This is a genomic window from Solirubrobacter pauli (genome assembly GCF_003633755.1).
Lineage (GTDB): Bacteria > Actinomycetota > Thermoleophilia > Solirubrobacterales > Solirubrobacteraceae > Solirubrobacter > Solirubrobacter pauli.
This window is the reverse complement of record NZ_RBIL01000001.1, coordinates 2035109-2060435: the sequence shown is the minus strand read 5'-3', so window position 1 is coordinate 2060435 and position 25327 is coordinate 2035109. Positions and strand designations below refer to the sequence as shown.

The window sequence follows — 25327 nt, the reverse complement described above, 5'->3', positions numbered from 1 at the left end:
AGAACCAAAGCCTTGTAACGTCGGTCGCCGTTGCATTTGGGTCTCGTTGGAGGAGGACGTTTGTCCGCAAGTTGGAGGACCCGCGCCGGCATCGCCGCCGCCGCGGTGACGGGCGCGCTCGGCGCGCTCGCCGGCAGCGCTGCCGCGCAGAACCTGCCGCCCCAGGAGCCCGGGGTCACCATGCGCACGTACCAGTTCGCGGTCGCGCCGAACGGCACGTGCACGCTGAAGGCTCGCCAGACGCCGAACGTCGACAAGTTGATGCCCACCATCAACTGGACGCAGACCAGCGAGTTCGGTCTCGAGGGCAACTTCCAGACGGAAGTGCTCGCCAACCTCAACATCGCCACCGCCGGCGATTACGCCTTCCGCCTCACCAGCGACGACGGCTCCGTCCTGTGGCTGGACGGCAAGGAGGTCGTCAACAACGACGGCATGCACGCCGTCGAGTCCAAGGAAGGCACCGCCACGCTCACGGCGGGCAACCACACCCTGCTGATCAAGCACGTCGACGGTGCCAACGAGCAGGTGCTCAAGCTCGAGTGGAAGACGCCGGGCTCGAGCGCCTACGCCGTCGTCCCGAGCACGGTCCTCTCGACCGAGGCCCAGGTCGTGCGCGTCACCGCGCCGGGCAGCAAGTTCTGCGAGGGCGACACCGACACCCCCGGTGACGGTCTGCCCCTGGAGTCCGTGAACCCGGACTACGACCTGACCGACATCCGCCCCTCGGCCTTCCAGCCGAAGGTCTCCGGCATGGACTTCCTGCCGGACGGCCGCATGGTCATCACGACCACGGGCGACGTCTCCTCCGGCGGCTGGGTCCCGAACCCGGAGTCCAGCGAGGTCTACGTCCTCGACCACGTCACGGGCAACACGAGCAAGGACCAGGTGACCTACACCAAGGTCGCCGACAAGCTCAAGAACGCCATGGGCATCCAGGTCATCGACGGCCGTTGGTACGTGTCCGAGCGCGAGGGCCTCACCGAGCTGCTCCCGGACGGCGACGACGCCGACACGATGATGGACCACAAGCGGCTCGCCTCGTGGCCCAACGGCGGCAACTTCCACGAGTTCGCCTTCGGCCTCATCCACGACGCCGACTACTTCTACATCGCGCGCTCGAACGCCATCAACAACGGTGGCGCGACGACCGACCCGCAGCCGGGCAAGGATCCGGGCACCGCGATCAAGATCGACCGCAAGACGTGGGAAGTGTCCACGATCGCCGGTGGCCTGCGCACCCCGAACGGCATCGGCTTCGGCCCCGAGGGCGGCATCTTCGTCAACGACAACCAGGGTGCCTGGCTGCCGTCGAACAAGATGGTCCAGATCAAGCCGGGTCGTTTCTTCAACCACTACACGAACCCACCCGGCCCGTACGACGACAAGCCGGTCACCCAGCCCGTCCTGTGGATGCCGCAGAACGAGGTCGCGAACTCCCCGTCGAACCCGGTGATGCTCACCGACGGTCCGTTCAAGGGGCAGATGATCTGGGGTGACGTCACCTACGGCGGCCTCCAGCGCGGCTTCCTCGAGAAGGTCGGCGGCGAGTTCCAGGGCGCGGTCTTCCGCCACACGGCCGGCCTCGAGGTCGGCGTCAACCGCACGATGATCGGCCCGGACGGCGCGATCTACGTCGGCGGCACCGGCGAGGGCGGCAACTGGGGCCAGGAGGGCAAGCAGCGCTACGGCCTCCAGAAGCTCACCCCCAGCGGCAAGAACGTCTTCGACATGGAGAAGATGGAGGTCGTCGAGGGCGGCTTCAAGATCTCCTACACGCAGCCGCTCTCGGACGAGACCGCGGCCAAGGCCAAGTCGGCCTACCAGTTCAAGCAGTGGCGCTACGTCCCGACGGCCCAGTACGGCGGCCCGAAGGTCGACGAGGAGGGTCTGCTCGTCACGGACGCCACGGTCGCGGCCGACAAGAAGTCGGTCACGATCAAGGTCGACGGCCTCAAGCCCGGCCGCGTCGTGTACGTGCGCTCCCCCGCCCCGTTCTCCTCGGCCGCCGGCGAGGCGCTGTGGAACTCCGAGGCGTGGTACACGCTGAACTCGCTGCCCGGCTACACGGCCACCCCGACGCAGACCGGCAACTACGAGGCCGAAGAGGCCGTCCTGCGCTCCGGCGCGTCCGTCGAGACCGAGCACTCCGGCTACTCCGGCTCCGGCTTCGCCGGTGGCTTCTTCAACAACGGCGCGAACCTCACCTGGCAGGTCGACGTCGACGCCGACGGCACCTACCCGGTGAACATCCGCTACGCCAACGGCCCGAACCCGTCCACCAAGGACAAGTCGCTGGCGCTGTACGTCAACGGCGTCAAGCAGGACAACTGGGTCTTCCCGACGACCTCGACGGCCGACTGGAAGGCGTGGGCGTTCAGCACCAAGAGCCTGGCGCTGAAGAAGGGCACGAACCAGATCAAGCTCTCGTTCGACTCGGGCACCGACGGCAACGTCAACTTCGACACGCTGAAGATCGGCGAGGCGAAGGACATCTGCGCCCCGGCCACGCTCGAGCCCGGCTACGTCGGCCTGTTCGACGGCACGCTCGACTCGCTGGCCAAGTGGCGCATGGCAGGCCCCGGCTCGTTCGGCCGCCAGACGGACTGCTCGATCAAGAGCGTCGGCGGCCTGGGCCTGAACTGGTACACGCCCAAGTCGTTCACGAACTACAGCCTCAAGCTCGACTGGAAGATGACGAACGACTCCAACGGTGGCGTCTTCGTCGGCTTCCCGGACCCCAAGGGCGATCCGTGGACCGCGGTCGACAACGGCTACGAGATCCAGATCGACGAGACGGACGACCTGGTGCACCTGACCGGCTCGATCTACGGCATCCAGGGCGCTGACCGCGACAAGGTCCTCGCGTCCCTGAAGCCGCTCGGCCAGTGGAACGCCTACGAGCTCCTCGTCCAGGGCAACAACATCAAGATCATCCTGAACGGCACCGTGGTCAACGACTACACGGTGACCAACGCGGCACGCGACCTGGCGGGCTTCGTCGGCCTCCAGAACCACGGCGACGGCGACAACGTCTGGTACCGCAACGTCCGCATCAAGGAAGGCCTGATCGACAACGTCGCGCCGACCGTCACGGGCACGCTGGACCCGGCCGCGCCCGACGCGGACGGCTCGTACAAGCGCCCGGTCACGCTGACGCTGGCCGGCCAGGACGACAAGCCCGGCACGGTCACGCTCGAGTACCGCGTCAACGGTGGCGCGTGGACGGCTTACACCTCCCCGGTGACGGTGTCCGCGCAGGGCGAGCACGTGATCGAGTACCGCGCGACGGACGCCGCCGGCAACGTCTCGGCGATCGGCTCCAAGACGGTCAAGATCACGGCCACGACGTCGAACACCGACCATGAGCTGATCGGCAACGTGCCGGCGACGCTCGCGATCACGCTCGGCGCGCAGTCCTCGCTCGGCAACTTCGAGCCGGGCGCCACGCGCGACTACACGGCCAGCACGCTCGCCTCGGTGACCAGCACCGCCGGCGACGCGGCGCTGTCCGTGGTCGACCCCAGCACGACCAACACCGGCAAGCTCGTCAACGGCGCGTACGCCCTGGCGCAGCCGCTGCAGGTCAAGGCCGGCGGCGCGTTCGCCGCGCTGAGTGGCACGCCGCTCACGCTCAAGACGTTCTCCGACCCGGTCTCGGGCGCGGACGTCGCGATCGACTTCAAGCAGTCGATCAACGAGAAGGACGCGCTCCGGACCGGTCGCTACAGCAAGACGCTCACGTTCACGCTGTCGACGATCACCCCGTAGTCCCGTAGGTCCTCGACGGCCGCGGTGGGCTGCTGCCCACCGCGGCCGTTCGCGTTTAAGCGGTCCGCCTGCAACGCTCGCGGACGTGGCGGACATCTGCCCAGCGATGGAGCGATCACACGCCGAGCGCCGCTTCCGGGCGCTGTTCGACACCCACCGGCGCCTCGTGCTGGGCTACGCGCTGCGGCGCGTGGACGAGCCCGCCGACGCGGCCGACGTCGTCGCCGAGACGTTCCTGGTCGTCTGGCGCCGGCTGGGCGAGGTCCCTGAGGGCGACGCGGCGCGCGCGTGGCTGCTCGCCGTCGCGCGGCGCGTGCTCGCCAACCAGCGCCGCGGCGAGCGGCGCCGCAGCGGGCTGTCGGACCGGCTCGCGGCCGAGCTCACCGTGGCGGTGCCGGCCGAGCCCGAGGACGGCGTCATCCGGCGCGCGCTGGCGCGGCTCTCCGACGAGGACCGCGAGCTGCTGCTGCTCGCCGGCTGGGAGGGCCTGTCGCCGAGCGAGATCGCCGTCGCGACGGGGACGCTGGGAGTCACGGTCCGCAGTCGCCTGCACCGGGCTCGACGCCGGCTGCGCGCCGAGCTGACCACCCTCGGCTGGGAGGGCGAGCCAGCCACCATCCGCACGATCGCGCAGGAGACCGTCGCATGAGCCTGGATGAAGCCGTGCGCCGGGCGGCGCCGATCACCGACGACGAGCTGGACGCGCTGATGCTCGACGCGGTCGAGGCCGAGCTGCGCGAGGCGATCGTCACGCGGCCGGTCCGCCGGCGGGCGCCGCGCCGGCGCCGGCGGCTGGTGCCCGCCGCGGGTGCGCTGGTCGCCGCCGCGCTGGCGGCGACCATCGTCTTCCTGTCAGGCAGCGGCGGCGGGACCGACCGCGCGTGGGCGGCGCAGGCCGTGCGGGTCGCCGAGGCGGTGCCCCGGCTGCTGATCGACGGCTGGACGGTCACGCGCGCGGACCAGTTCGACGTCGGCACGGGCGAGATGCAGTTCGAGAACGGGGTGCGCCGGGCGGAGCTGTCGTGGCGGCGCGACCAGTCCCTCGCCGGGTGGGTGCGCGACCGCGGCAAGAGCACGAGAGCGCTCGCGGACCACGCGGTGCTGGGCACGACGGCGCGCGTGTTCGAGTACTCGCCGCGCGACCAGACGGCGCTGTGGACGATGGACGGGTACGTGCTCGAGCTGCGCGGCCCAGGCGTGGAGGAGCTGCTGGGCCGCCTGCGCGCCGTGTCCGTCGACGTCTGGCTGAGCGCGATGCCCGCGAGCGTCGTGCGGCCCGGCAGCAGCGACCGGGTGATCGACGAGATGCTCGTCGACCTGCCGGTCCCGCCCGGTTTCGACCGCGCCGCGCTCGACACGCACGGCGCGCCGCGCGACCGCTACCAGCTCGGTGCGCGCGTCGTGGCCGCGGTGTCCTGCGGGTGGATCAAGACCTGGCTCGAGGGCGCCGCCAGGGAGCGCACCGCGGCCGTGCAGGCGCTGCGCGCGGTCGAGCGCTCCGCCGTCCTGAAGGCGATGAACCGCGAGGGCCACTACGGCGAGGTGCTGCACCAGCACGTCGAGGCCGTCGCCACCGACGGGACCGTGGTCGGCGGCAAAGCGCTCACCGTGGCCGAGTCCTACAAGGACGCGTTGGGCTGCTAGCCGGTCCCCGGGACGACCAGGCCCGACTCGTACGCGAGCACGACGAGCTGGGCCCGGTCGCGCGCGTCGAGCTTCTGGAACAGCCGCGCGACGTGCGTCTTGGCGGTCAGGGGCGACAGCACGAGCGTGTCGGCGATCTCGGCGTTCGAGAGCCCGCGGCCGACGAGCGCCAGCACCTCGCGCTCACGCGGCGTCAGCTCGGCCAGCTCGTCGCCTTCGACGACCACGGCACGGTCCTGGGCGACGAACGCCTCGATCAGGCGCCGGGTGAGCCGCGGCGCGAGCAGCGCGTCGCCCCCGGCGACCACGCGGACGGCGCTCAGCAGGTCCGGCGGGTCGATGTCCTTGAGCAGGAAGCCCGACGCGCCGGCGCGCAGCGCGCCGAACACGTACTCGTCGAGCTCGAAGGTGGTGAGCACGATCACGCGGGTGCCGACGAGGGTGCGGTCGGCGGTGATCTGCTGCGTCGCCTCGAGCCCGTCCATGCGCGGCATGCGCACGTCCATCAGCACGATGTCGGGCCGCTCGGCGCGAGCGAGGCGCAGCGCCTCGACGCCGTCGGCGGCCTCGCCGACGACGTCGATGTCCGGCTGCGAGGCGAGCAAGGCCTTGAAGCCGGCCCGCACGAGCGCCTGGTCGTCGGCGAGCAGGACGCGGGTCACGAGGCGCTCCGGGCGGGTGCGAGCGGCAGCGCCGCCTCCACGCGCCAGCCGCCGCCTTCGGCCGGGCCCGCGGCGAGGACGCCCCCGAGCGCCGTCGCGCGCTCGCGCATCCCGCGCACACCCGCGCCCGAGCCGCCGCCGTTCGTGCTCGGACGGCGGCGTGGCGGGGGCTCCTCGCCGCCCCACTCCTCGCTCAGGTCGGGCGGCACGTACGGACCGCCGACGCCGTCGTCGGTGATGACGAGCGACAGCGTCTCCGGGTCGGCCCGCACCATCACCGTGGCGCGCCTGGCGTGCGCGTGGCGCAGCACGTTCGTCAGCGCCTCCTGCACGATCCGGTAGCTCGCCGACCCGACCGGCGTCGGGACCAGCTCTGCACCCGCCACGTCGATCGTGACCTCCACCCCCGCCGCGCGCAGCTGGGCGGCGACCGTGTCGAGGTCCTCCAGCCCGGCGGTCGGCCCGACCGGCGCGGCCTGGTCGGGATCGCGCAGCACGCCGAGCGTGGCGCGCAGGTCGTTGAGCGCCTCGCCGCTCGTGCGCTTGATCTGCAGGAGCGCCTCGCGCGCCTGCTCGGTGTCCTGGTCGAGCAGGTGCGCGGCGACGCCCGACTGCACGTTGATGGCGACCATCGCGTGCGCGACCACGTCGTGCACCTCACGCGCGATCCGCAGCCGCTCCTCCCCCAGCCGGCGCTCGGAGTCGGCGTCGTGCGCGGCCCGGTCGCGCGCGAGCGCGGTGCGGTTGTGCCACATCACGTAGCCGACGGCCAACGCGAGCTCGCACAGCGCCAGGTTGCGCAGCAGCGTCGAGATCATCTCCGCGCCGCTCATGTGGAACGGGAGCAGGCTCGCCAGCACGCAGGGCGGAAGCGCGACCGCCGCGATGATCGTCTCGCGCCGGCCGTTCCGGCGGGCCAGCTCGAACAACGCCCAGGCCGGAATCGCGACGACCGTGGTCCCGGGCCCGTAGCTCCACAGCAGCGCGACCACTCCGCCGACGAGCAACGGGGCCAGCGCGAAGAACCCGAGCCGCTCCCGCCACAGCAGCGGGAGCACGGCGAGGTAGGTGATGACGACGCCGAGCGCGTTGACGTCCTGGTCGTTGCCGCCGCTGTCCGACAGCAGGCCGTCGAGCAGCAGGATCGGCGGCAGGACCAGGACGGGGAGCCAGCGCTTCAGCGTCGGGTTCACGAAGCGGATCCTGTCAGGCGGCCGCGGGGGCCGGGCCGCCCTCGCTGATGCCGACGCGGGCGTGCAGACGGCGCAGCGGCTTCGGCGAGCACCAGTTCCACTTGCCCAGGAGCGCCATCAGCGACGGCACGAGCAGCGTCCGCACGATGAACGCGTCGAGCAGGACGCCGGTGGCGACGGCGATGCCGATCTGCTGGATGAACGGGATCGAGCTCGTCGAGAACGCGCCGATCGCGACCGCGAGCAGGATCGCCGCGGCGGTGACGACCTTGCCGGTGCGGGCGATGCCGACGGCGACCGCCTCGCGCTCGCTCTCGCCGTGGTCGCGCGCCTCCTTGATGCGGCCCAGCAGGAACACGCCGTAGTCGGTGGAGAGGGCGAAGATCAGCGCGGCGGCGACGAGGAAGTCGGTCGGCTCGACGCCGTCGTAGAGCAGCACCAGCGGCGCGAGGGCGGCGCCGACGGTCAGCGCGTTCATGACGATCGCCTTCAGCGGCAGCACGACCGAGCCGGTCATCAGCCACAGCAGCGCGAACGTGAGCAGGCCGAGGACGCCGATGGCGAGCGGCAGGCGGGAGCCGATCGTCGCCTGCTGGTCGATGAACTTCGCCGCGGGACCGGTGACGGCGGTGGCGAACGGCGGGTCGAGGGCGCGGATGCCGGCGACGGTGTCCCGGGCGCGCTCGCCGGTCGGGTCGCCGGGCACGTCCACGGTCAGGCGCCACGTGTCGCCCGGGAGGGCCTGCGCCTCCGCGCCGATCTGCTCCGCGAAGGCGCGCACCGCATCCGGCGACGCGGACGTCGCGGCGACGGTGACGGGCGTGGAGCCGGAGCCGCCGAAGTCGCGCTCGATGGCATCGAAGACGACGCGGGCGCTCTTGTCGGTGGGGAGGGCGGTGCCGTCGACCGGGGTCCACTGGACGCCGACCGCGGGGAAGGCGGCGACCAGCATCACGGCGGCCGTGACCAGCGCGATCGCGCCGGGGCGGCGCATGACGGCGTGCGCGAGGCGGTGCCAGCGGTCGGTGCCGTCGGCGACGTCGCGCTTCGGGAGCAGCGTGCGGCCCCAGAGGGCGAGCAAAGCCGGCGAGACGATCAGCGAGGCGACGCCGGCGACGACCGCGACGCTCGCGCCGGCGATCCCCATCGACTCCGCGAAGCCGAGCGGGAACAGGGTCAGCGCGCCGAGTGCGGCGGCCACGGTGGCGGCGCTGAAGGCGACGGTGCGTCCGGCGGTCAGCATCGTCGTGCGCACGGCGGCGCGCGGCTCGGCGCCGGCGCGCAGCTCCTCGCGGAAGCGGGTGACGAGGAACAGCGTGTAGTCGATCGCGAGCCCGAGCCCGAGACCGATCACGAGGTTCAGGGCGAAGACGTTCAGGCCGTAGAGCTCGTTCACGCCGGTCAGCACGAGGAACGTGCCGAGCACGGTGGTGATGCCGACGACGAGCGGGAGGGCGGCGGCGCGACCGCGGAAGAACAGCAGCGAGAGCAGCAACAGCAGCGGGAACGCGAGCATCTCGGCCCGCCCGAGGTCCTCGGAGATCGTCTCCCCGAGCTGGGCGCCCATCACGGCGCCGCCGCCCACGGTCACGTCGCGTCGGTCCTCGAAGGCGGCGAGGACGTCCTCGGCGACGACCTCGTCATCCACGCCCGCTCGCAGCGTGCCGGTCACGAGTCGCGTGGCGCCGTCCTGCGACCGCGGTCCGACTTCGGCGCGGGCGACGCCGGCCACCTGGCCGAGCGTGTCGGCGGCGGCCTGCGCCTGGCCGTCCCGGGCGATCAGGACGATGCCCGGCGCGGTCGCCTCGCCGGTCGCCCGTTCGAGCTGGCGCTCGGCCTGGGCGGATTCGGAGGCTTGCGACGTGAAGCCGTCGCCGCCCTGCATCCGGCCCGCGACGGGGCCGCCCACGACGCCCGCCAGGACGATGAAGGCGAGCAGCAGGACGAGCGTGCGCTTGGGCCGCGACGCGGTGAGTTTCCCTAGGCGTTCGAGCATGCCGGGGATCGTCGTCGTCACGGCCCGTTCGCACATCGGCCCGGGGGAGTCACTTCCCGCTGCCGCGGCTGCTCCCCCGGGAGTACGTCAGCGCTTGAGCGTGTACGTCAGCGAGACGCCGCCGCCGCTGATCTTCAGCTTCACCGAGCGCTTGCGCTTGAGCGCCTTCCGTGCGGCCTTGGTGAACCGCAGCTTGACGGTCGCCTTGCCGCTCTTGGACGCCTTCGCCGAGCCGGACGCAACCGTCTTGGAGCCCCGCTTGGCGGTCAGCTTGACCGTGCCGGTGACGGCGCTGACGGTGACGCGGAGCCCTGACTTCAGCGCCTTCGCGAGCTTGACCTTCTTCACGGTCGCGGTCGCTCCGCTCGGCTGCGGGCCCTTGGTCTTGACCTCCGGGCCGCCGGTCGCGGGCGCGCGCTCGACGGTCTCGCAGTCGGCGGCGACGGTGTCGTCGGCGTCGGCGACGACGCGGTCCGTGCCCGGTCCGCAAGTGACCGAGTCGACCTCGCCGTCGCGCACGTCGATCGTGTCGTTGCCGAGCCCGAAGTAGTCGCAGTGGTACTCGTTGCAGCGCAGCTTGCGATCGCCGTTGACGATGTCGCGGCCCGGTCCGCCGACGAGCTTGTCGTCGCCGAAGCCGCCGTCGATCTGGTCGTCGCCGGCGCCGCCGTCCACGGTGTCGCCGTGCGCGTCGCCGGCGATCAGCGTGTCGTTGCCCCCGAGGCCGAGCAGCGTGCTCGCGCGGCCGACCTCGGGCGCGGTGAACTCGTTGTCGCCCGCGTCGCCGGTGAACGTGCCGGCCGAGTCGGAGGCGATCCGCTCGACGGCGAGCAGGTTGTCGCCCTCGCCCGCGCGCCCGTCGTTGGCGGCTCCGTCGAGGGCGATCGCGATCGGCGGCGCGTCCGGCGCGCCGGACGAGGACACGTAGTCGTCGACGGTATCGATGCCGGCGCCGCCGTCGAGCACGTCGCCGAAGACGCCGAACGCGGACGGCCCGTCGCCGACGAGGAGGTCGTTGCCGCCCTCGCCGCGCAGCTCGTCACCGCCCTGGCCGCCCTTGAGCGTGTCGTCGCCCTCGCCGCCGAAGAAGTGGTCGACGTTGAGGCCGCCCTCGAACGTGTCGTTGCCCGGGCCGCCCTGGACGACCGCGGTGGCGTTCGTGTCGCGCGAGAGGAACTCGTCGCTGCCGTCGCCGAGGTCGACCGCCAGCGCGCCCGCGCCGAAGGTGACGTCCGTGGCGATCTCGGTGACCTGGAAGCGGTCGTTGCCGCCGCCGAGGAAGGCACGGACCTGCTGCACCGGATCGGCGCAGCGGGTGACGCCGAACTGGGCGTCGTGCGTGCAGCCGCGGCCGGCGGCCACGGGCTGGTCGTCGATCAGCTCGATGCGGAGCCCGGCGCCCTCGCGGTGCACGCTGGCGAGCAGCCGGTTGACCTCTCCGGGGGCGCTTTCGGTGATGTCGAGGAACTGGCCGTCGGGGGAGAGCTCGGCCTTGGTCGCGTACGCGGGCGCGGCGAGCAGCGCGAGCGCCGCGACGGCGGTGGGGAGGATGCGCAACAGCATCCGCGCACCGTCTCGCGAACGCGGGGCCGTGGCGTCGTCAATCCGGAGTGTCTTGGTCCTCCGAACGGTGGAGCCGCTCGGCCGCGTCGGCGAGGAACGCCAGCAGCGACGGCCATTCACCGGTGGTCTCGTCCACGCGCCGGTACGCCTCGCCGTCGCGCTCCCATACGCCCGCGCCGGCGCGCAGCGGCTCGGCCAGCGCCGGGAAGCGGTCGGTGAGCAGGTTGATGCGCTCCTGGACCGGCTGCGAGGAGTCCTCGCGCACGAGCATCCACCACACGTCGGCGCCGTCCGGCCCGGGCGCCCGCGCCACGACGTCCGGCGCGCGGTCCTCGAGCAGGACGTTCTCGTCGACGATCGGGCGTTCGGCCTGCGCGTAGCCGAGCTCGTCGTCGCCGTAGTCGATCGAGATCACGTGCTCGGGCGCGTAGGTCACGTGGTCGCCCAGCTCGAGCCCCTGGATCCGGAACGGCCCGTTGCGCAGGATGCCCTCGCCGGGCCCGGCCACCTCGACCCACATCCGCTCGATGTGGCCCTCGCCCTCGCTGTCCGCGTGCGGGCCGTACTGGAACTCGAGCTTGATCAGCTCGCCGCGGCGCAGCGCCTCGCGCCGCTCGCGGGTGGGGATGAAGAACGAGCGCGGGTGCTCGGCGTGCAGCGCCTCGCCGTCCGCCAGCCACCAGTCCTGGCGCTCCGGCGTGGCGCCGCGGGCATCGGCGGGGACGTCCTCGGGCTCGATGTGGGCCGTCACCATCTCGGCCAGCGGGTGCTCCTGCCCACAGATGCTGCAGATCGCCGTCATCGGGGTCTAGTAGAACAGAGGCGGGCGGTCCGGGCCTCTACCGGGCCGCCCACTTCCTGGCAGTTTTCGTTCACGCGCCTGAAAGCGGTGAGTGTGGACCGACGCATCTCTACCATGCGCGCGGTTCATGCCTCGACTGGTCGCGCCGTTCGGTGAGAGACAACGACGAGAGCGACCGGTCGACCGGCTGGTGAGCCGCGGCGTGGTCGTCGAAGCCGGGCCCCAGCATCGTGCCCATCAGGCCCAGCGGGCGGCCGAGCGGCTGAGCCGCGTGGTGGTGGAAGGGCTCGACGAAGGGGTCATCGTCACTGACGGCGACCTGCGGCCGATCAACTGGAACCCGAGCGCGTTGCGGATCCTCGGGCTGAGCGAGGCGCGTCTGCAGGCGCACAACTTCGGCGCGCGCGGCGCCGGGCTCGGCGGCCAGCTCGAGAGCCCGCTCGCGGCGGCGCTGCGGGACGGGACCGCACGCCACGCCACGTACGAGCGGATCGCGCCCGACGGACACGCGCAGTGGCTGACGCTCACGGTCCGTCCCACCGGCGACCGCGTCGGCGAGCACGCCCGGCTCGTCTGCACGTTCGCGGACGTCACCGCCCGCGTCGTGGCCGACCGCGACCTGCGCGAGCAGCGTGACCGCGCACAGCGCTTCCTCGACGTCGCCAGCACGCTCGTCGTCGTGCTCGACCCGGACGGCATCGTCCAGCTGATCAACCGCCAGGGCTGCGAGCTGCTCGGCTTCCAGGAGCGCGAGCTGCTCGGCCGTGACTGGTTCGACGCGGTGGTGCCGACCACGGAGCGGCTGGACTCACGGCGCGCCTTCCACCGCGTGGTCTCGCGCGTCGACACGCCGGGCGAGACGCTCGAGACGTTCGTGCAGACGCGCGAGGGCGAGTCGCGCAAGATCTCCTGGCGCAACGCCGTCCTGCTCGACGACGGCGGGCGGGTGACGGCCGTGCTGCGCGCCGGCGAGGACATCACGGCGCGCGACCGGGCCGAGGCGCAGATCGCCTTCCTCGCCTACCACGACCGGCTCACCGGGCTGCCGAACCGGGCGCTCCTGGAGGAGCAGCTCAAGCGCGCGGCCGCACGGGTCCGGCGCGGGACGACGTCGCTCGCGCTCCTGTACTTCGACCTGGACAACTTCAAGCTCGTCAACGACTCGCTCGGCCACGCCGCGGGCGACGCGGTGCTGCTGGGCACGGCCGAGCGCGTGTCCGAGCTCACGCGCTCCGGAGACGTGCTCGCGCGCCAGGGCGGCGACGAGTTCCTGCTGCTGTTGCACTGCGGCGATGGCGAGGACCCGCGCGCCGCGGCGCAGGTGACCGGCGAGCGCATCGCGGAGGCGCTCGAGGTGCCGTTCGAGCTCTCCGACGCCGTGTTCCACGTCGGCGCGTCGATCGGCGTGGCGCTCATGCCCGAGCACGCCGACGACCCGGAGACGCTGCTCAAGTACGCCGACAGCGCGATGTACCAGGCCAAGCGCAGCGGCCGTGGGACCGTCGCCTTCTACGAGCCGGACGGGCAGGACGACGCGCGCACCCGGCTGCTCGTGACCAGCCGCCTGCGGCGTGCGATCGCCGAGGACGAGCTGCTGCTGCACTACCAGCCGATCGTGCGCGTCGAGACCGGCGAGCTGATCGCCGTGGAGGCGCTCGTGCGCTGGCAGGACCCCGAACAGGGGCTCGTGCCGCCGGGCCTGTTCATCCCGGTCGCCGAGGACACGGGGCTCATCGACGCCCTCGGCCAGTGGGTGGTGGAGGCGGTGTGCGCCCAGGCGGCGCGCTGGCGGGACGAGGGCTTCACCCCGCAGATCGGCTTCAACCTCTCCCCGCGGCAGCTGCGCCGACCGGACCTCGTGGAGCTGATCGCCGCCGCGATCGATGCGCACGCCCTCCCGCGCGAGCAGTTCACCGCCGAGCTCACCGAGAGCGCCGTGCTGAGCGATGAGCACCGCCACACGTCGCTGCTCGAGGAGCTGCGCGAGGCCGGGCTGAAGGTCGCGATCGACGACTTCGGCGCCGGGCACTCGTCGCTCGGGCGGCTGCGCGCCCTGGCCGTGGACACGCTCAAGGTCGACCGGTCGTTCCTCGCCGGCGTGCCGGAGGACCCGACCGCGGGCGCGATCGTCGCCGCGGTGCTGTCGCTCGCCGACGCGCTCGGCATGAACGCGGTGGTCGAGGGCGTCGAGACCGACGCGCAGCTCGCGTTCCTCCGCGAGCACAGCTGCGCGTTGGCCCAGGGCTTCCTGCTCGGCCGCCCCGTCCCGCCCGACGAGGTGCCGCGGCCATGAGCGAGCTCGACGTCACCTGGGTCCTCGTCGCGGGCGTGCTCGTGATGTTCATGCAGGCCGGCTTCGCCTGCCTGGAGATCGGCTTCTCGCGCGGCAAGAACGCGGGCACCGTCGTGGCGAAGGTGCTGATCAACTTCGCCACGGTCTCGCTCGCGTGGTGGCTGGCGGGCTTCGCGCTCGCGTTCGGCGGCGACGGCTGGTTCGCCGGCGACTCGGGGTTCTTCCTGTCGATCGGCCACGTGCTCGCTCCCGGCAGCCCGATCCCCGGCCCGCTCGACGGCGCCGGCAGCGCGTTCGCGTTCTTCCAGCTCGTGTTCTGCGCGGTCTCGCTCGCGATCGTGTGGGGCACGACGCTCGAGCGCGTGCGGTTCATCGCCTACCCGATCTACGGCACGGTGTTCGCGGTGCTGATCTACCCCCTGGTCGCGCACTGGATCTTCGGTGGCGGCCTGCTGCACGACATCGGCATGGGGATGCAGGACTTCGCGGGCTCGACCGTCGTGCACCTCACCGGCGCGACCGGCGGGCTGGCGGCGCTGCTGCTGCTCGGCCCGCGGCGCGGCAAGTACGCGCCCGACGGCACGCCGCGCGCGATCCCCGGGCACTCGATGCCGGTCTTCGGCCTCGGCGTGCTGATCCTCTGGCTCGGGTGGTTCGGCTTCAACGGCGGCTCCGCGCTCGGCACGGACGGCAACCGCTTCGCCGAGGTCATCTTCGTCACCAACCTCGCGGCGGCGGCCGGCGTGCTGGGTGCCGCGGCCACGGTCTCCTGGCGCGTGGGACGGCTCGACATCGGCATGGTCGGCAACGGCGCGGTCGCCGGGCTCGTGGCCGTGACGGCGCCGTCGGGGTTCGTGGAGTTCTGGGCGGCGCCGATCATCGGCCTCGTCGCCGGCGTGCTCGTCGTCGTGTCCGTGCTGGCGATCGACCGGGTGCTCGACGATCCCGTCGGCGCGCTGTCGGCCCACGGCATCGCCGGCATCTGGGGGACCTTGAGCTGCGGCCTGTTCGCGTCACCCCGGCTGATCGAGGACGCCGGGCTGCCCGGGCAGGCGGGCCTCGTCTACAACGGCTCGCTCGAGCAGCTCGGCGTCCAGGCGGCCGGCGTCGCGATCGCGTTCACCGTCGTGTTCGTGCTGTCCTACCTGACCTTCGGCGTGATCAAGGCCACCGTCGGGCTCCGCGTGACGCCCGACGAGGAGCGCGACGGCCTCGACCTCGTCGAGCACGGGATGTACGGCTACCCCGAGCAGTTCATCGCCTCCGGCGACGTCGACTAGAGGAACCAGTCACGCGGTGCGTTCGGGGCCTCGGGGACGGGGCCGCGGACGCGCGGGGTGGCCCACCGCACCGCGTTCGCCAGCACCCGCTGGATCTCGGGCTGGTGGTAGACGGGGTAGTCCTGGTCGCCAGGGCTGAAGTAGAAGATCCGGCCCGCGCCGCGCTGGAAGCAGCAGCCCGAGCGGAACACCTCGCCGCCCGCGAAGCTCGAGATGAACACGAGCTCGTCCGGCTCCGGGATGTCGAAGTGCTCGCCGTACATCTCCTGGGCGGGGATGACGATCGGGTGAGGGACGCCCTGCGCGATCGGGTGCGCGGGGTTGACCGTCCATACGAGCTCGCGCTCCCCCTCGTTGCGCCACCTGAGGCTGCAGGAGGTGCCGAGCACGCGCTGGAGGATCTTCGAGTAGTGGCCCGAGTGCAGGACCAGCAAACCCATGCCGCCCAGCACGGCCGCGTGCACCCGGTCCACGATCGCGTCCTGCACCTGCTCGTGCGCGATGTGACCCCACCAGGTGAGGACGTCGGTCTGGTCGATGACCTCCTGCGGCAGCCCGTGCTCGGGCTGGTCGAGCGTGGCGGTTCGAGTCTGGACCCCGTCGCCGAGGAGCCGCTGCAGGCCGGCGGCGATCGCGCCGTGCATTCCGTCGGGATACCGCTCGCGGACGTGGTCCTCGGTCCGCTCGTGGACGTTCTCGCCCCACACCGTTACGCGTACCATCCGCCGGATCTCTACCACGAAGACACTGCGGGCGGGGGTGGTGGGAGTCGGCTGGGCCGGCGTCCAGCACGCCGAGGCCTACGCGAAGCTACCCGGCGTGGAGCTCGCCGGGATCGCCGGGCTGGAAGAGCCCGTGCGCCGCGAGCTGGCGGGGCGCCTCGGGGTCGAGCGCCACGTCGCCGAGTGGGAGGAGCTGTTCGCCGACGACTCGCTCGACGTGGTGAGCGTCGCCGTCCCCACGTTCCTGCACGCGCCGATCACGATCGCGGCGCTGGAACGCGGGTTGCACGTGCTGTGCGAGAAGCCGATCGCGCGGACGCCGGACGAGGCCGCGTCGATGGTGGCCGCGGCCGAGCGCGCCGGGCGGGTGCTCGACGTGGCGTTCAACCACCGCCAGCGCGGGGACATCCAGACGCTGCGGCGGGTGATCGAGGACGGACGGCTCGGCCGGCCGTACTACGCGAAGGCATGGTGGCTGCGGCGCACCGGGATCCCGACGCTCGGGTCGTGGTTCACCAACCGCGAGCAGGCGGGCGGCGGGCCGCTGCTGGACATCGGCATCCACGTGCTCGACTACGCGCTGTTCCTGCTCGGGCAGCCGCGGGTGACGACCGTGAGCGCGTCGACCTACGACCTGCTCGCCGCCGGCGGCTTCGGCGACGCCGAGACGTCCGACAAGACGGGCGACGGGGGCGGCTTCGACGTCGAGGACCTGGCGACCGCGTTCCTGCGGCTCGACGACGGCGGGACGCTGCTGGTCGAGGCCAGCTGGGCCGCGCACCGCACCGCCGGCGACGAGTTCGGCATCACGATCTTCGGAACCGAGGGCGGCGCGGACCTGCGCGTCGTCGACATGGAGGAGATCGGGACGCTGAAGCTGTTCTCGGACGTGGCGGGCGTGGCCGCGGTCACCGAGCTCCATCCGCGCGCAGGCACTGGCCACGACGCGGTGGTCGCACGTTTCCTGGACGCCGCCCGCAACGGCGGCGGCGGTGACGGCGCGGCCGCGGCGGCGCTGGCGCGCGTGGTCGACGCCGCCTACACGTCCGCCCGCGAGCGGCGGGAGATCGCCCTGTCGTAACGCTCACTTGCGCTTGACCTGCTTGACGCCGCCGGCTGCCGTCCAGATGTCGATCACCAGATGCTCCTTGGCGTCGTCGAGGCTGACGATCGACGCCTCGGTGACGTCGAGCCGGAACTTGTGGTGCTCCTGGTTCGGGATCTCGTGGGCGCGGCCGGCGACCTTCGCGTCGGCCAAGCCCTCGTCCGGCTCCCCGGAACCGCTGTGCAGCGCGAAGCGAGGGTCGCGCTGGAGGTCCTGCGCCTTGCGCGCGTTCGCCATCGAGCCGATCCACAGCCCGCCGTCGTCGAACTGCACCTCGGTGCCCGAGATGCGCGGCGAGCCGTCCTTGCGCAGCGTCGCGATCGTCAGGTGCGTGTGCGCCTCGAAGCTCGCGCGCACGCGTCGCGCGAGCTCGGGAGCGGCGGTCTCGAACGCCTTCCAGGAAGCCATGTCCGCGACTGTCGCGGCATCTCGTGGTGCAGTCCAGTAAGACGTCGAATGCGATCAACATGGCCGACCGCCTCCGTGACCTCCTCGACCTCGTGCTCTCGTCCCTGGACGACGACGTGGACGGCGCCGCGCTGGCCCAGCGTGCGCACTTCTCCCGCGATCACCTCGACCGGCTGGTCGCGGCGGCGACGGGCGAGTCGCCGGTCGCGCTGCGGCGGCGGCTGCTGCTCGAGCGCGCGGCGTGGCAGCTGCGCGCCGGCGTGCCGCCGGCCGAGGCGGCCGCGCTCGCCGGGTACGGGTCCGTCGCGGCGTTCTCGCGCGCCTTCTCCCGCGCGTACGGCGCGCCGCCGAGCGCCTACGACGGCGACGTGCAGCTGGCCGCGCGGAACGGCATCCACTTCCACCCGCCCGCCGGCCTGCTGATCCCGGGTGCGCCCGCGAGCGGCGATCTGACCGAGCGGATGGTCGCGCACCACCTCGACCGGGTGCGCGAGCTGCTGCGCGCGGCTTCGGCGCTGGAGGAGGCGGAGCTCGCGCGCGAGCTGCGGCCGGGCCTGGTGCTCGTGTGGTTCGAGGGTGAGGAGCCGAGCGCCGCGCTGATGTGCGAGCGGCTCGTCTACACGCTCGAGGTGTGGGTGGCGGCGATCGACGGCCGCGAGGTGCCGGCCCCGCGCGAGGGCGCGTGGCTGCCGCGGTTCGAGCGCGCGGCGAAGGACTTCGCCCGCATCGCCAAGCGCATCCGCGACCGCGGGGCGTACGACGACGCGTTCGTCGACGCGCTGTGCGAGCCGCCGCAGTCCTTCACCTACGGCGGCGTGCTGTCGCACGTCCTGGCGTTCGGCGCCGTCCGCCGCGAGGCGTTGGCGGGCGTGCTGGTGCAGCTCGGCGCCGACGTGTCGTGTGGCGACCCGATCGTCTGGGAAGCGGCTCACCGATGAGGATCGTGCTCGCGGGCGGGACGGGACAGGTCGGCCACGTGCTCAAGCGGGAGTTCGCCGACGACGACGTCGTGGTGATCGCCCGCTCGGAGGGCGTGCGTTGGGACGGTCGGACGCTCGGCGACTGGGTGGGCGCGCTGGAAGGCGCGGACGCGCTGATCAACCTGGCGGGGCGGTCGGTGGACTGCCGCTACACGCCCGCGAACCGGCGGGCGATCATGGCCTCGCGGCTGGAGTCGACGTGGGCGCTGCGGGACGCGATCCGCGCCTGCGACGTGCCGCCGCGCGTCTTCCTGCAGTCCTCGACCGCGACGATCTACGCCGACAACCGCGGGCCCGCCTGGGACGAGTCGGGCCGGCTGGGCGGCGACGAGGACGGCGTGCCGGACACGTGGCGCTTCTCGATCGACGTCGCCAAGCGCTGGGAGGAGGCGGCCGCCGACGCGGGCGTGCGGACCGTGCTGATGCGGGCCGCGATGGTCATGAGCCCGGACCGCGGCGGGGTCTTCGACACGCTCTACGGGCTCGCCCGGCGCGGCCTCGGCGGGCCCGCGGCGGGCGGCGGCCAGTACGTCTCGTGGATCCACGACCAGGACTTCGGACGCGCCGTGCGGCGGCTGGTCGAGGACGAGGCGTTCGCCGGCCCGGTGAACCTATCCTCGCCGAATCCGCTGCCGTACGGCGAGTTCATGCGCGTCCTCCGCGACGGCCGCGTCGGGCTGCCCGCCAACCGCTGGATGCTCGAGGTCGGCGCCTTCTTCATGCGCACGGAGACCGAGCTCGTGCTCAAGAGCCGCCGCGTCGTGCCCGGCCGGCTGGTGAACGCCGGCTTCGGCTTCGCGTTCCCGGAGTGGGACGCCGCGGCGCGCGACCTCGTCAGTCGACGCGCCTGAGCGCCGCCACGGTCGCGTCGCGGCTGACGGCGCGCACCTCGTCCGGGACGCCCTCCAGGTCGACCTTGCGGATCAGCTTGAGCGGCGTGCCGAGCGGCGCGAAGAAGTCGTCGTAGTGCGTCGGCACGAGCACCCGCGGGTCGAGCTTGGGCAGGATCCGCTCCCAGTAGCGGGGCGTCACCTGCCGTCCGGTGACGCCCGCGAGGAACACGTCCACCGGCGCACGCGCGAGCTCCGCGTCGTCGAGGTCCGCGCTGCCCTGGTGGTAGAGCGAGATCCCGGCGACCTCGATCCGGATCCCGTACACGGCGCCGCAGCGGTATGCGCCCGGGCTGAGCGCGTGCACGTCCTCGCAGGTCAGCGGCCCGTCGAACGGCACCCTGCGCCCGAACAGCAGCTTCGAGTGCCGGCTGCGCGTGAACGACACCACGAACGGCCCCAGCTCGTACCGCCGGCCCGGCTCGACCACGATGCTGCTGCGCCCGTGCAGTCGCATCAGCTGGGCGAGCGACTCGCTGCCGAAGGCCGGCGCGTCGAACCGCCGTGCCAGCGCGGGCGCGTCGACCGCGTGGTCCCAGTGCGTGTGCCCGACGAGGATGCCCGCGACCGGACCGGCCTTCACGTAGCGGTCGATCAGCTGCTCGTCGGGCAGCGCGGGCCGGCGCAGGAGCACGCTGCGCAGCGGCACCCGCGAGACGTACGGGTCCACGAGGATCGAGACGCCCTCGCAGGTGAGCCGGTACCCGGCGACGCCGAGCCACTCGAGCTCGAGCCCGCTCGGCAGGCCGAGCGGCGTCGACTCGAGGTCGGTCAGGCCCTGGATCGGCTCAGCCGAAGCCGCCGGCCATGCCCCGGCCGTGCGGGCGATGCGGCCGCCGTCGCTTGGCGGAGTGCGCGATCAGCAGGGCCACGATCAGCAGCGGCACGATCAGCGCGCTCATCGCGATGACGACGGCGATCGCGATCAGCACGCCGGCCATGACGGCCATCGGGATGGCCAGCGCGGCCAGGCCGACGAGGACCATGAAGGGCTTGGGCCCCTGGTGGCGCTCGGCGACCGCGTGCGTGGGCTGCGGGCGGCGCTTGGCCGGAGGCTGATGGCGGCGCGGCAGGTCGACGATCAGGCGCTCGAGGTCGCCGCGGACGACGGCGGCGTACGCCAGGCCGATGCGCTCTTCGAGCTCATCGTGGTTGAGGCGACCGGCGAGGGCGTGCTCACGCAGGAACTCGACGACGCGCTCGCGCTCGGCGTCCGAAGCACGGAGGTCCGAGGAAGGGCGCTGCCACGACATGGATCAAGTGTGCCGGGTCACCGCGCGATTGCAAGGCTCGCTCGACAAGTCTCCGGGTAACCCCACCTGCGTGTCCGTCGACCCGTCAGTGATCGCTGCGCTCGAGACGGCCATCGCGGCGGACCCGGAGAACCCGGCGCTGCGGGTGCATCTGGCGTCCCTGCTGGTGATGGCGGGCGACCCCCAGCGGGCGCTCGAGCACGCGCGGGTGGCGTTGGGGCACGACCCCGACCACATCGAGGCGCTCGTCAACGCGCGTGACGCCGCACGTGCGCTCGGTGACCAAGCGCTGGCCGAGCGCTATCGGCGGCTCCTGGGCGCCGCGAGCGAGCCGATCGGGACGTTCGACGCCGACCGCTGGGTCGAGACCGACCCCGACGACGAGACCGAGGAGCCCTTCGAGATCCCGGACGGGTTCGCCGCGGCCGCGCCGCCGGACGCCGAGCGCCCGCGCGTCACGCTCGACGACGTGGGCGGCCAGGAGGGCGTGAAGGCGCGTCTGGACGCCGCGCTCCTCGCCCCGCCGCGCAGCGCCGAGGCGCGTGGCGGCGTGCTCCTCTACGGCCCGCCCGGCTGTGGGAAGACGTTCATCGCCCGCGCCGTCGCGGGTGAGCTGGCCGCCGGCTTCCTCGCGCTCCCCCTGCAGGACACGCTCAGCACGTGGCTCGGGGAGGCCGAGCGGTGCGTGCGCGACGCGTTCGCGGCCGCGAGCCGCGCCGCCCCGTGCGTGCTGCTCCTGGACGACCTCGACGCGGTCCACCCGCGGGTGGTCGACCAGCTGCTGGCGGAGCTCGACGCCGACCACGCGGGCGTCTTCGTGCTCGCTGCCACCGACCACCCGTGGGACGTCGACCCGGCGCTGCGGCGTCCCAGGCGGCTGGACCACACGGTGCTCGTCGTCCCGCCGGACCCGCTCGCCCGGGAGACGATCTTCCGCAAGGCGCTCGACGGGCGACCCGTGCGCGGCGTCGATCCGGTGGAGCTGGCCCGCCGCACCGACGGCTGCTCGGCCGCCGACATCGTCCACATCGTCGACTCGGCGGCCGAGCTGGCGCTGCAGGAGTCGGTCCGGACCGGCGCCATGCACCCGATCACGCAGCCGCAGCTCGAGTGGGCGACGGCGCGGACGGCGCCGTCCACCCGTGCGTGGTTCGCGCTCGCCCACAGCCACGCGCGGTACGCCAACTCCGGCGGCCAGTTCGACGACCTGCTGGCCTACCTACGGTCCAACAAGCTGCCGTGAGCCTTGACAGCTCCCCGCGCGCCCGGCATCAGTTGCGGGCGCGAGTCCAAATCGGGGGGATGAGGTGTCATGAGGTTCACGTCGTTGGCCTGCGCGGTCGTAGGTCTGCTGCTCCTGGCCGCTCCCGCGCGGGCGGCTGACCCGGCGCTCGACCTCGAGCGCCTGACCGTCTCCGAGGCGGCGGGGAAGATGGCCGCCGGCCAGCTGACGAGCGTCCAGCTCACGCGGGCGTACATCGACCGGATCGCCGCCGTCAACGCGCGCGGCCCGGGGCTGAACGCGGTCCGCCTCGTCAACCCGCGCGCGCTGCAGGACGCGAGCCTCCTCGACCTCGAGCGCGCGACCGGCAAGGTCCGCGGCCCGCTCCACGGCGTCCCCGTGCTGGTCAAGGACAACCTCGACGTCGCCGGCCTGCCGACCACGGCCGGCTCCGTGGCCCTCGAGCACAGCGTGCCGGACCGCGACTCCACCGTCGTCGCCAAGCTGCGCGCCGCCGGCGCGGTGATCCTCGGCAAGACGAACCTGTCCGAGTTCGCCTACTTCATGTCGACCACCGCCCCGAGCGGCTACTCGTCGCTGGGCGGCCAGGTCCTCAACCCCTACGACATCGACGCGAACCCGAGCGGCTCGAGCTCCGGCTCCGGGTCGGCCGCCGCGGCCGGCCTCGCCACGCTCACGATCGGCACCGAGACGTCCGGCTCGATCGTCAGCCCGTCGGCCGCTCAGGGCATCGTCGGCCTGCGGCCCACGATCGGCCTCGTCAGCCGCGCCGGCATCCTGCCGATCAGCTCGACGCAGGACACCGCCGGCCCGATGACCCGCACGGTCGCCGACGCCGCCGCCGAGCTGCAGGCCATCGCCGGGCCGGACCCGGAGGACCCGGTGACCGCCGGCGCGCCGGCGACCGACTACCTGGCGGGCCTCAAGACGGACGCGCTGGCCGGCAAGCGGATCGGCGTCATCAGCAACGCCAACGCCCAGTACCAGGCCGCCGTCGCCGCCGTCCAGGCGCTCGGCGCGACCACGGTGCAGATCACCGCGCCGAGCTCGGCCGCGCCGTACGACGTCCTCACCGCCGAGTTCAAGCGTGACCTCAACGCGTATCTCGGCCGCCTCCCCGCGAGCGCACCGCGCAAGTCGCTCGCGGACATCATCGCGTTCAACACCGCGCACGCCGACGAGGCGCTCAAGTTCGGCCAGACGCTGCTCACCGACAGCCAGGACGTCGACCTGAGCGACCCGGCGCGCAACGCCGCCTACGTCAGCGCGCGCGACAGCCAGCGCGCCGCCGCCCGCGCCGCGATCGACACCGCGCTGTCTGCGAACGCCCTCGACGCGATCCTCACGCCGAGCGGCTCGATGACCGGCATCGGCGCCCGCGCCGGCTACCCGCAGATCGTCGTGCCGGCGGGATACAACCCGGCCAACCGCCTGCCGGTCGGCGTCGCGTTCAACGGCGGCGCGTTCAGCGAGGCCAAGCTGCTCGCGTTCGCGTACGCCTACGAGCAGGCGACCAAGCTGCGCAAGCCGCCGAGCGAGATCAACCCCGCGGCGTGGCGCTGCTCCGCCGGCGCGCCGCGCTCCTGCCCGCCCGGCAAGGAGATCGCGACCGGCGTGACGCTCGACTTCCCCCTGGAGACCGCGACCGTCGCCGACCTCCAGCAGCGCCTGACCGCCGGCACGCTCAGCGCGACGCAGCTGACCAAGGCCTACCTGCAGCGGATCGCGCTCACGAACACCGAGGGCCCGTCGATCAACGCCGTGCGGCTGATCAACCCGAAGGCGCTGGAGGAAGCCGCGAAGGCGGACGCCGAGCGCGCCGCCGGCACGGTCCGCGGCCCGCTGCACGGCATCCCGGTGCTGGTCAAGGACAACCTCGACGTCGCCGGCCTGCCCACCACGGCGGGCTCCGTGGCGCTGGAGAACAGCGTCCCGGACAAGGACTCGCCGGTCGTCGCGCGGCTGCGCGCGGCGGGCGCGATCCTGCTCGGCAAGCTCAACCTGTCCGAGTTCGCGAACTTCCTCACCAGCGGCATGCCGAGCGGCTACAGCTCACTCGGCGGCCAGGTGCTCAACCCGTACAACGCCGACATCACGCCGAGCGGCTCGTCCAGCGGCTCCGGCGCTGCCGCCGCCGCGGGGCTGGCCGCGATCACGATCGGCACGGAGACCTCGGGGTCGATCGTCTCGCCGTCCGCCGCCCAGGGCATCGTCGGGCTGCGGCCGACGATCGGCCTCGTCTCCCGCACCGGCATCCTCCCGATCTCCGCCACGCAGGACACCGCCGGCCCGATGACCCGCACGGTCGCCGACGCGGCGGCCGAGCTGGGCGCGATCGCCGGCAAGGACGAGGAGGACCCGGCGACCGACGCGGCGCCCGCCACCGTCCCGGACTACCTGGCGGCGCTCAAGCCCGACGCGCTCGCCGGCAGGCGGATCGGCGTCGTGACGAGCACGAACGCGCAGTACCTGGCGGCGATCACCGCCGTGCAGGCGCTCGGCGCGACCACCGTGTCGATCACCGCGCCGAGCGCGACGGCGCCGTTCGACATCCTCACGCCGGAGTTCAAGCGCGACCTGAACGCCTACCTGGCGCGGCTGCCGCAGAGCGCCCCGATGAAGTCGCTCAAGGACATCATCGACTTCAACACCGCCCACGCCGACGACGCGCTCAAGTACGGGCAGACGCAGCTGACCGCCAGCCAGGCCACCGACCTTACGGACCCGGCGCAGAACGCGGCGTACGTCGCGGCGCGTGACAGCCAGCGCGCGGCCGCGCGGGCGGCGATCGACACGGCGCTGACCGCGAACCGGCTCGACGCGATCATGACCCCGTCGGGCTCGCTCACCGGCCTCGGCGCGCGCGCCGGATACCCGCAGCTCGTCGTCCCCGCCGGCTACGCGGCCGGCACGCGGGACCCGGTCGGGATCGCGTTCAACGGCGGCGCGTTCAGCGAGGCCCAGCTGCTCGCGTTCGGCTACGCCTACGAGCAGGCGACCAAGCTGCGCAAGCCGCCGAGCGAGACCAACCCGAGCCTGTGGCGCTGCGTCCCCGGCAACGCGTACCTGGTGACCACCCGGGCGTGCGCGCCGAGCAGGCCCGCGAACGCCGATGTCATCGCCGGGACCGTCGGCGGCACGGTCCCCGCGACCCTCTCGCTGTCGCTCGACGGACCGGCGACCTTCCCGCCCTTCGTGCCCGGCGTGGCCGACACGTACACCGCGTCGACGTCCGCGAACGTGGTCTCGACGGCGGGCGAGGCGACGCTCACGACGAGTGACCCGGGCCACCTCGCCAACGGCGCGTTCCGGCTTGTGCAGCCACTTCAGGTGCAGCTCACGCCGGCCGCGTTCGCCGGGCCGGTGTCCAACGCGAAGGTCGCGATCACGTTCCGCCAGCCGATCGGCGCGCAGGAGCCGCTCCGCACCGGCACCTATGCGAGGACGCTGACCTTCACGCTGTCGACCACCACTCCCTAACCCCGTTGGCCCATTTCCAGTGCCCGCGGCTGCGCGGGCACT

The 25327-nt window shown here is 72.8% G+C and carries 19 protein-coding genes; 10 read left to right on the top strand and 9 right to left on the bottom strand.

All coding sequences use genetic code 11. From position 1 onward, the window contains the following. The first annotated feature begins 60 nt into the window (after window positions 1-60). The 3 genes from C8N24_RS09725 (at window position 61) to C8N24_RS09715 (ending at window position 5415) form a co-directional block, all read left to right on the top strand. Window positions 61-3771 carry a 3-keto-alpha-glucoside-1,2-lyase-like domain-containing protein gene (locus C8N24_RS09725; RefSeq protein WP_211339902.1) on the top strand — a complete coding sequence of 1237 codons (3711 nt, stop codon included), beginning with the start codon at window positions 61-63 and terminating at the stop codon, window positions 3769-3771. A gap of 106 nt (window positions 3772-3877) precedes the next feature. Beyond that, window positions 3878-4420, top strand: a complete 543-nt coding sequence (locus C8N24_RS09720) for an RNA polymerase sigma factor (protein WP_121249846.1) — start codon at window positions 3878-3880, stop codon at window positions 4418-4420. After that, window positions 4417-5415, top strand: coding sequence for a hypothetical protein (locus C8N24_RS09715; RefSeq protein WP_121249845.1), 999 nt, complete (start codon window positions 4417-4419; stop codon window positions 5413-5415). Before C8N24_RS09720 ends, C8N24_RS09715 begins: the two co-directional genes overlap by 4 nt. Here the strand turns inward: C8N24_RS09715 and C8N24_RS09710 are convergent. The 5 genes from C8N24_RS09710 to C8N24_RS09690 all read right to left on the bottom strand — a co-directional run bounded on the left by C8N24_RS09710 (window position 5412) and on the right by C8N24_RS09690 (window position 11631). After that, window positions 5412-6077 (bottom strand): response regulator, encoded by a 666-nt coding sequence (locus C8N24_RS09710; protein WP_121249844.1) that lies wholly within the window; start codon window positions 6075-6077, stop codon window positions 5412-5414. The genes C8N24_RS09715 and C8N24_RS09710 overlap by 4 nt on opposite strands. Continuing rightward, window positions 6074-7270, bottom strand: coding sequence for a sensor histidine kinase (locus C8N24_RS09705; protein ID WP_121249843.1), 1197 nt, complete (start codon window positions 7268-7270; stop codon window positions 6074-6076). Before C8N24_RS09705 ends, C8N24_RS09710 begins: the two co-directional genes overlap by 4 nt. A 13-nt stretch (window positions 7271-7283) precedes the next feature. After that, on the bottom strand, window positions 7284-9266 hold the full coding sequence (locus C8N24_RS09700; RefSeq protein ID WP_121253091.1) for an MMPL family transporter: 1983 nt from the start codon (window positions 9264-9266) through the stop codon (window positions 7284-7286). A gap of 87 nt (window positions 9267-9353) precedes the next feature. Continuing rightward, on the bottom strand, window positions 9354-10829 hold the full coding sequence (locus C8N24_RS09695; RefSeq protein ID WP_121249842.1) for a calcium-binding protein: 1476 nt from the start codon (window positions 10827-10829) through the stop codon (window positions 9354-9356). A gap of 37 nt (window positions 10830-10866) precedes the next feature. Further along, the gene (locus C8N24_RS09690; RefSeq protein WP_121249841.1) at window positions 10867-11631 is read right to left on the bottom strand and encodes a hypothetical protein; all 765 of its coding nucleotides are present in this window, start codon (window positions 11629-11631) and stop codon (window positions 10867-10869) included. A gap of 127 nt (window positions 11632-11758) precedes the next feature. Here C8N24_RS09690 and C8N24_RS09685 point away from each other — a divergent pair, with 127 nt between their 5' ends. Both C8N24_RS09685 and C8N24_RS09680 read left to right on the top strand, forming a co-directional pair. Next, on the top strand, window positions 11759-13924 hold the full coding sequence (locus tag C8N24_RS09685) for a sensor domain-containing protein (protein ID WP_121249840.1): 2166 nt from the start codon (window positions 11759-11761) through the stop codon (window positions 13922-13924). Continuing rightward, complete coding sequence (locus C8N24_RS09680; RefSeq protein WP_121249839.1) at window positions 13921-15204, top strand: ammonium transporter; 1284 nt, start codon at window positions 13921-13923, stop codon at window positions 15202-15204. Before C8N24_RS09685 ends, C8N24_RS09680 begins: the two co-directional genes overlap by 4 nt. Here the strand turns inward: C8N24_RS09680 and C8N24_RS09675 are convergent. Next, entirely contained in the window at window positions 15201-15926 is a 726-nt protein-coding gene (locus C8N24_RS09675; RefSeq protein ID WP_211339901.1) for a ThuA domain-containing protein, read from the bottom strand. The two genes, C8N24_RS09680 and C8N24_RS09675, sit on opposite strands and share 4 nt — an antisense overlap. A gap of 37 nt (window positions 15927-15963) precedes the next feature. Between C8N24_RS09675 and C8N24_RS09670 the strand changes: the two genes are divergently transcribed. Next, the gene (locus tag C8N24_RS09670) at window positions 15964-17007 is read left to right on the top strand and encodes a Gfo/Idh/MocA family protein (protein WP_281272622.1); all 1044 of its coding nucleotides are present in this window, start codon (window positions 15964-15966) and stop codon (window positions 17005-17007) included. Between the two features lie 3 nt (window positions 17008-17010). Here the strand turns inward: C8N24_RS09670 and C8N24_RS09665 are convergent, their stop codons facing one another. After that, a complete protein-coding gene (locus tag C8N24_RS09665) occupies window positions 17011-17439 on the bottom strand; it encodes a pyridoxamine 5'-phosphate oxidase family protein (protein ID WP_121249837.1) in 429 nt (142 codons plus the stop codon). Between the two features lie 59 nt (window positions 17440-17498). Between C8N24_RS09665 and C8N24_RS09660 the strand changes: the two genes are divergently transcribed. Together C8N24_RS09660 and C8N24_RS09655 are read left to right on the top strand one after the other, a co-directional pair. Next, the gene (locus tag C8N24_RS09660) at window positions 17499-18377 is read left to right on the top strand and encodes a helix-turn-helix domain-containing protein (RefSeq protein WP_121249836.1); all 879 of its coding nucleotides are present in this window, start codon (window positions 17499-17501) and stop codon (window positions 18375-18377) included. Beyond that, window positions 18374-19270, top strand: a complete 897-nt coding sequence (locus tag C8N24_RS09655; RefSeq protein ID WP_121249835.1) for an epimerase — start codon at window positions 18374-18376, stop codon at window positions 19268-19270. Before C8N24_RS09660 ends, C8N24_RS09655 begins: the two co-directional genes overlap by 4 nt. On the opposite strand, the gene C8N24_RS09650 is transcribed toward C8N24_RS09655, so the two are convergent. After that, on the bottom strand, window positions 19254-20084 hold the full coding sequence (locus tag C8N24_RS09650) for an MBL fold metallo-hydrolase (protein ID WP_281272645.1): 831 nt from the start codon (window positions 20082-20084) through the stop codon (window positions 19254-19256). The genes C8N24_RS09655 and C8N24_RS09650 overlap by 17 nt on opposite strands. Window positions 20085-20097: 13 nt before the next feature. Next, window positions 20098-20562 (bottom strand): DUF1707 SHOCT-like domain-containing protein, encoded by a 465-nt coding sequence (locus C8N24_RS09645; RefSeq protein ID WP_121249833.1) that lies wholly within the window; start codon window positions 20560-20562, stop codon window positions 20098-20100. A 70-nt stretch (window positions 20563-20632) separates the two neighbouring features. On the opposite strand from C8N24_RS09645, the gene C8N24_RS09640 reads away from it, so the two are divergent. Together C8N24_RS09640 and C8N24_RS34625 are read left to right on the top strand one after the other, a co-directional pair. After that, entirely contained in the window at window positions 20633-21805 is a 1173-nt protein-coding gene (locus C8N24_RS09640) for an AAA family ATPase (RefSeq protein WP_245971807.1), read from the top strand. Window positions 21806-21874: 69 nt separating this feature from the next. Next, window positions 21875-25285, top strand: coding sequence for an amidase family protein (locus C8N24_RS34625; protein WP_121249831.1), 3411 nt, complete (start codon window positions 21875-21877; stop codon window positions 25283-25285). Window positions 25286-25327: the final 42 nt, after the last annotated feature.

What these genes read in the sequence shown, in the direction of transcription:
- C8N24_RS09690 (WP_121249841.1), bottom strand. Translation starts at nt 11,631, where the DNA reads ATGACGGCGATCTGCAGCATCTGTGGGCAGGAGCACCCGCTGGCCGAG.
- C8N24_RS09680 (WP_121249839.1), top strand. Translation starts at nt 13,921, where the DNA reads ATGAGCGAGCTCGACGTCACCTGGGTCCTCGTCGCGGGCGTGCTCGTG.
- C8N24_RS09665 (WP_121249837.1), bottom strand. Translation starts at nt 17,439, where the DNA reads ATGGCTTCCTGGAAGGCGTTCGAGACCGCCGCTCCCGAGCTCGCGCGA.
- C8N24_RS09720 (WP_121249846.1), top strand. Translation starts at nt 3,878, where the DNA reads ATGGAGCGATCACACGCCGAGCGCCGCTTCCGGGCGCTGTTCGACACC.
- C8N24_RS09655 (WP_121249835.1), top strand. Translation starts at nt 18,374, where the DNA reads ATGAGGATCGTGCTCGCGGGCGGGACGGGACAGGTCGGCCACGTGCTC.
- C8N24_RS34625 (WP_121249831.1), top strand. Translation starts at nt 21,875, where the DNA reads ATGAGGTTCACGTCGTTGGCCTGCGCGGTCGTAGGTCTGCTGCTCCTG.
- C8N24_RS09695 (WP_121249842.1), bottom strand. Translation starts at nt 10,829, where the DNA reads ATGCTGTTGCGCATCCTCCCCACCGCCGTCGCGGCGCTCGCGCTGCTC.
- C8N24_RS09715 (WP_121249845.1), top strand. Translation starts at nt 4,417, where the DNA reads ATGAGCCTGGATGAAGCCGTGCGCCGGGCGGCGCCGATCACCGACGAC.
- C8N24_RS09645 (WP_121249833.1), bottom strand. Translation starts at nt 20,562, where the DNA reads ATGTCGTGGCAGCGCCCTTCCTCGGACCTCCGTGCTTCGGACGCCGAG.
- C8N24_RS09685 (WP_121249840.1), top strand. Translation starts at nt 11,759, where the DNA reads ATGCCTCGACTGGTCGCGCCGTTCGGTGAGAGACAACGACGAGAGCGA.
- C8N24_RS09660 (WP_121249836.1), top strand. Translation starts at nt 17,499, where the DNA reads ATGGCCGACCGCCTCCGTGACCTCCTCGACCTCGTGCTCTCGTCCCTG.
- C8N24_RS09675 (WP_211339901.1), bottom strand. Translation starts at nt 15,926, where the DNA reads ATGGTACGCGTAACGGTGTGGGGCGAGAACGTCCACGAGCGGACCGAG.
- C8N24_RS09700 (WP_121253091.1), bottom strand. Translation starts at nt 9,266, where the DNA reads ATGCTCGAACGCCTAGGGAAACTCACCGCGTCGCGGCCCAAGCGCACG.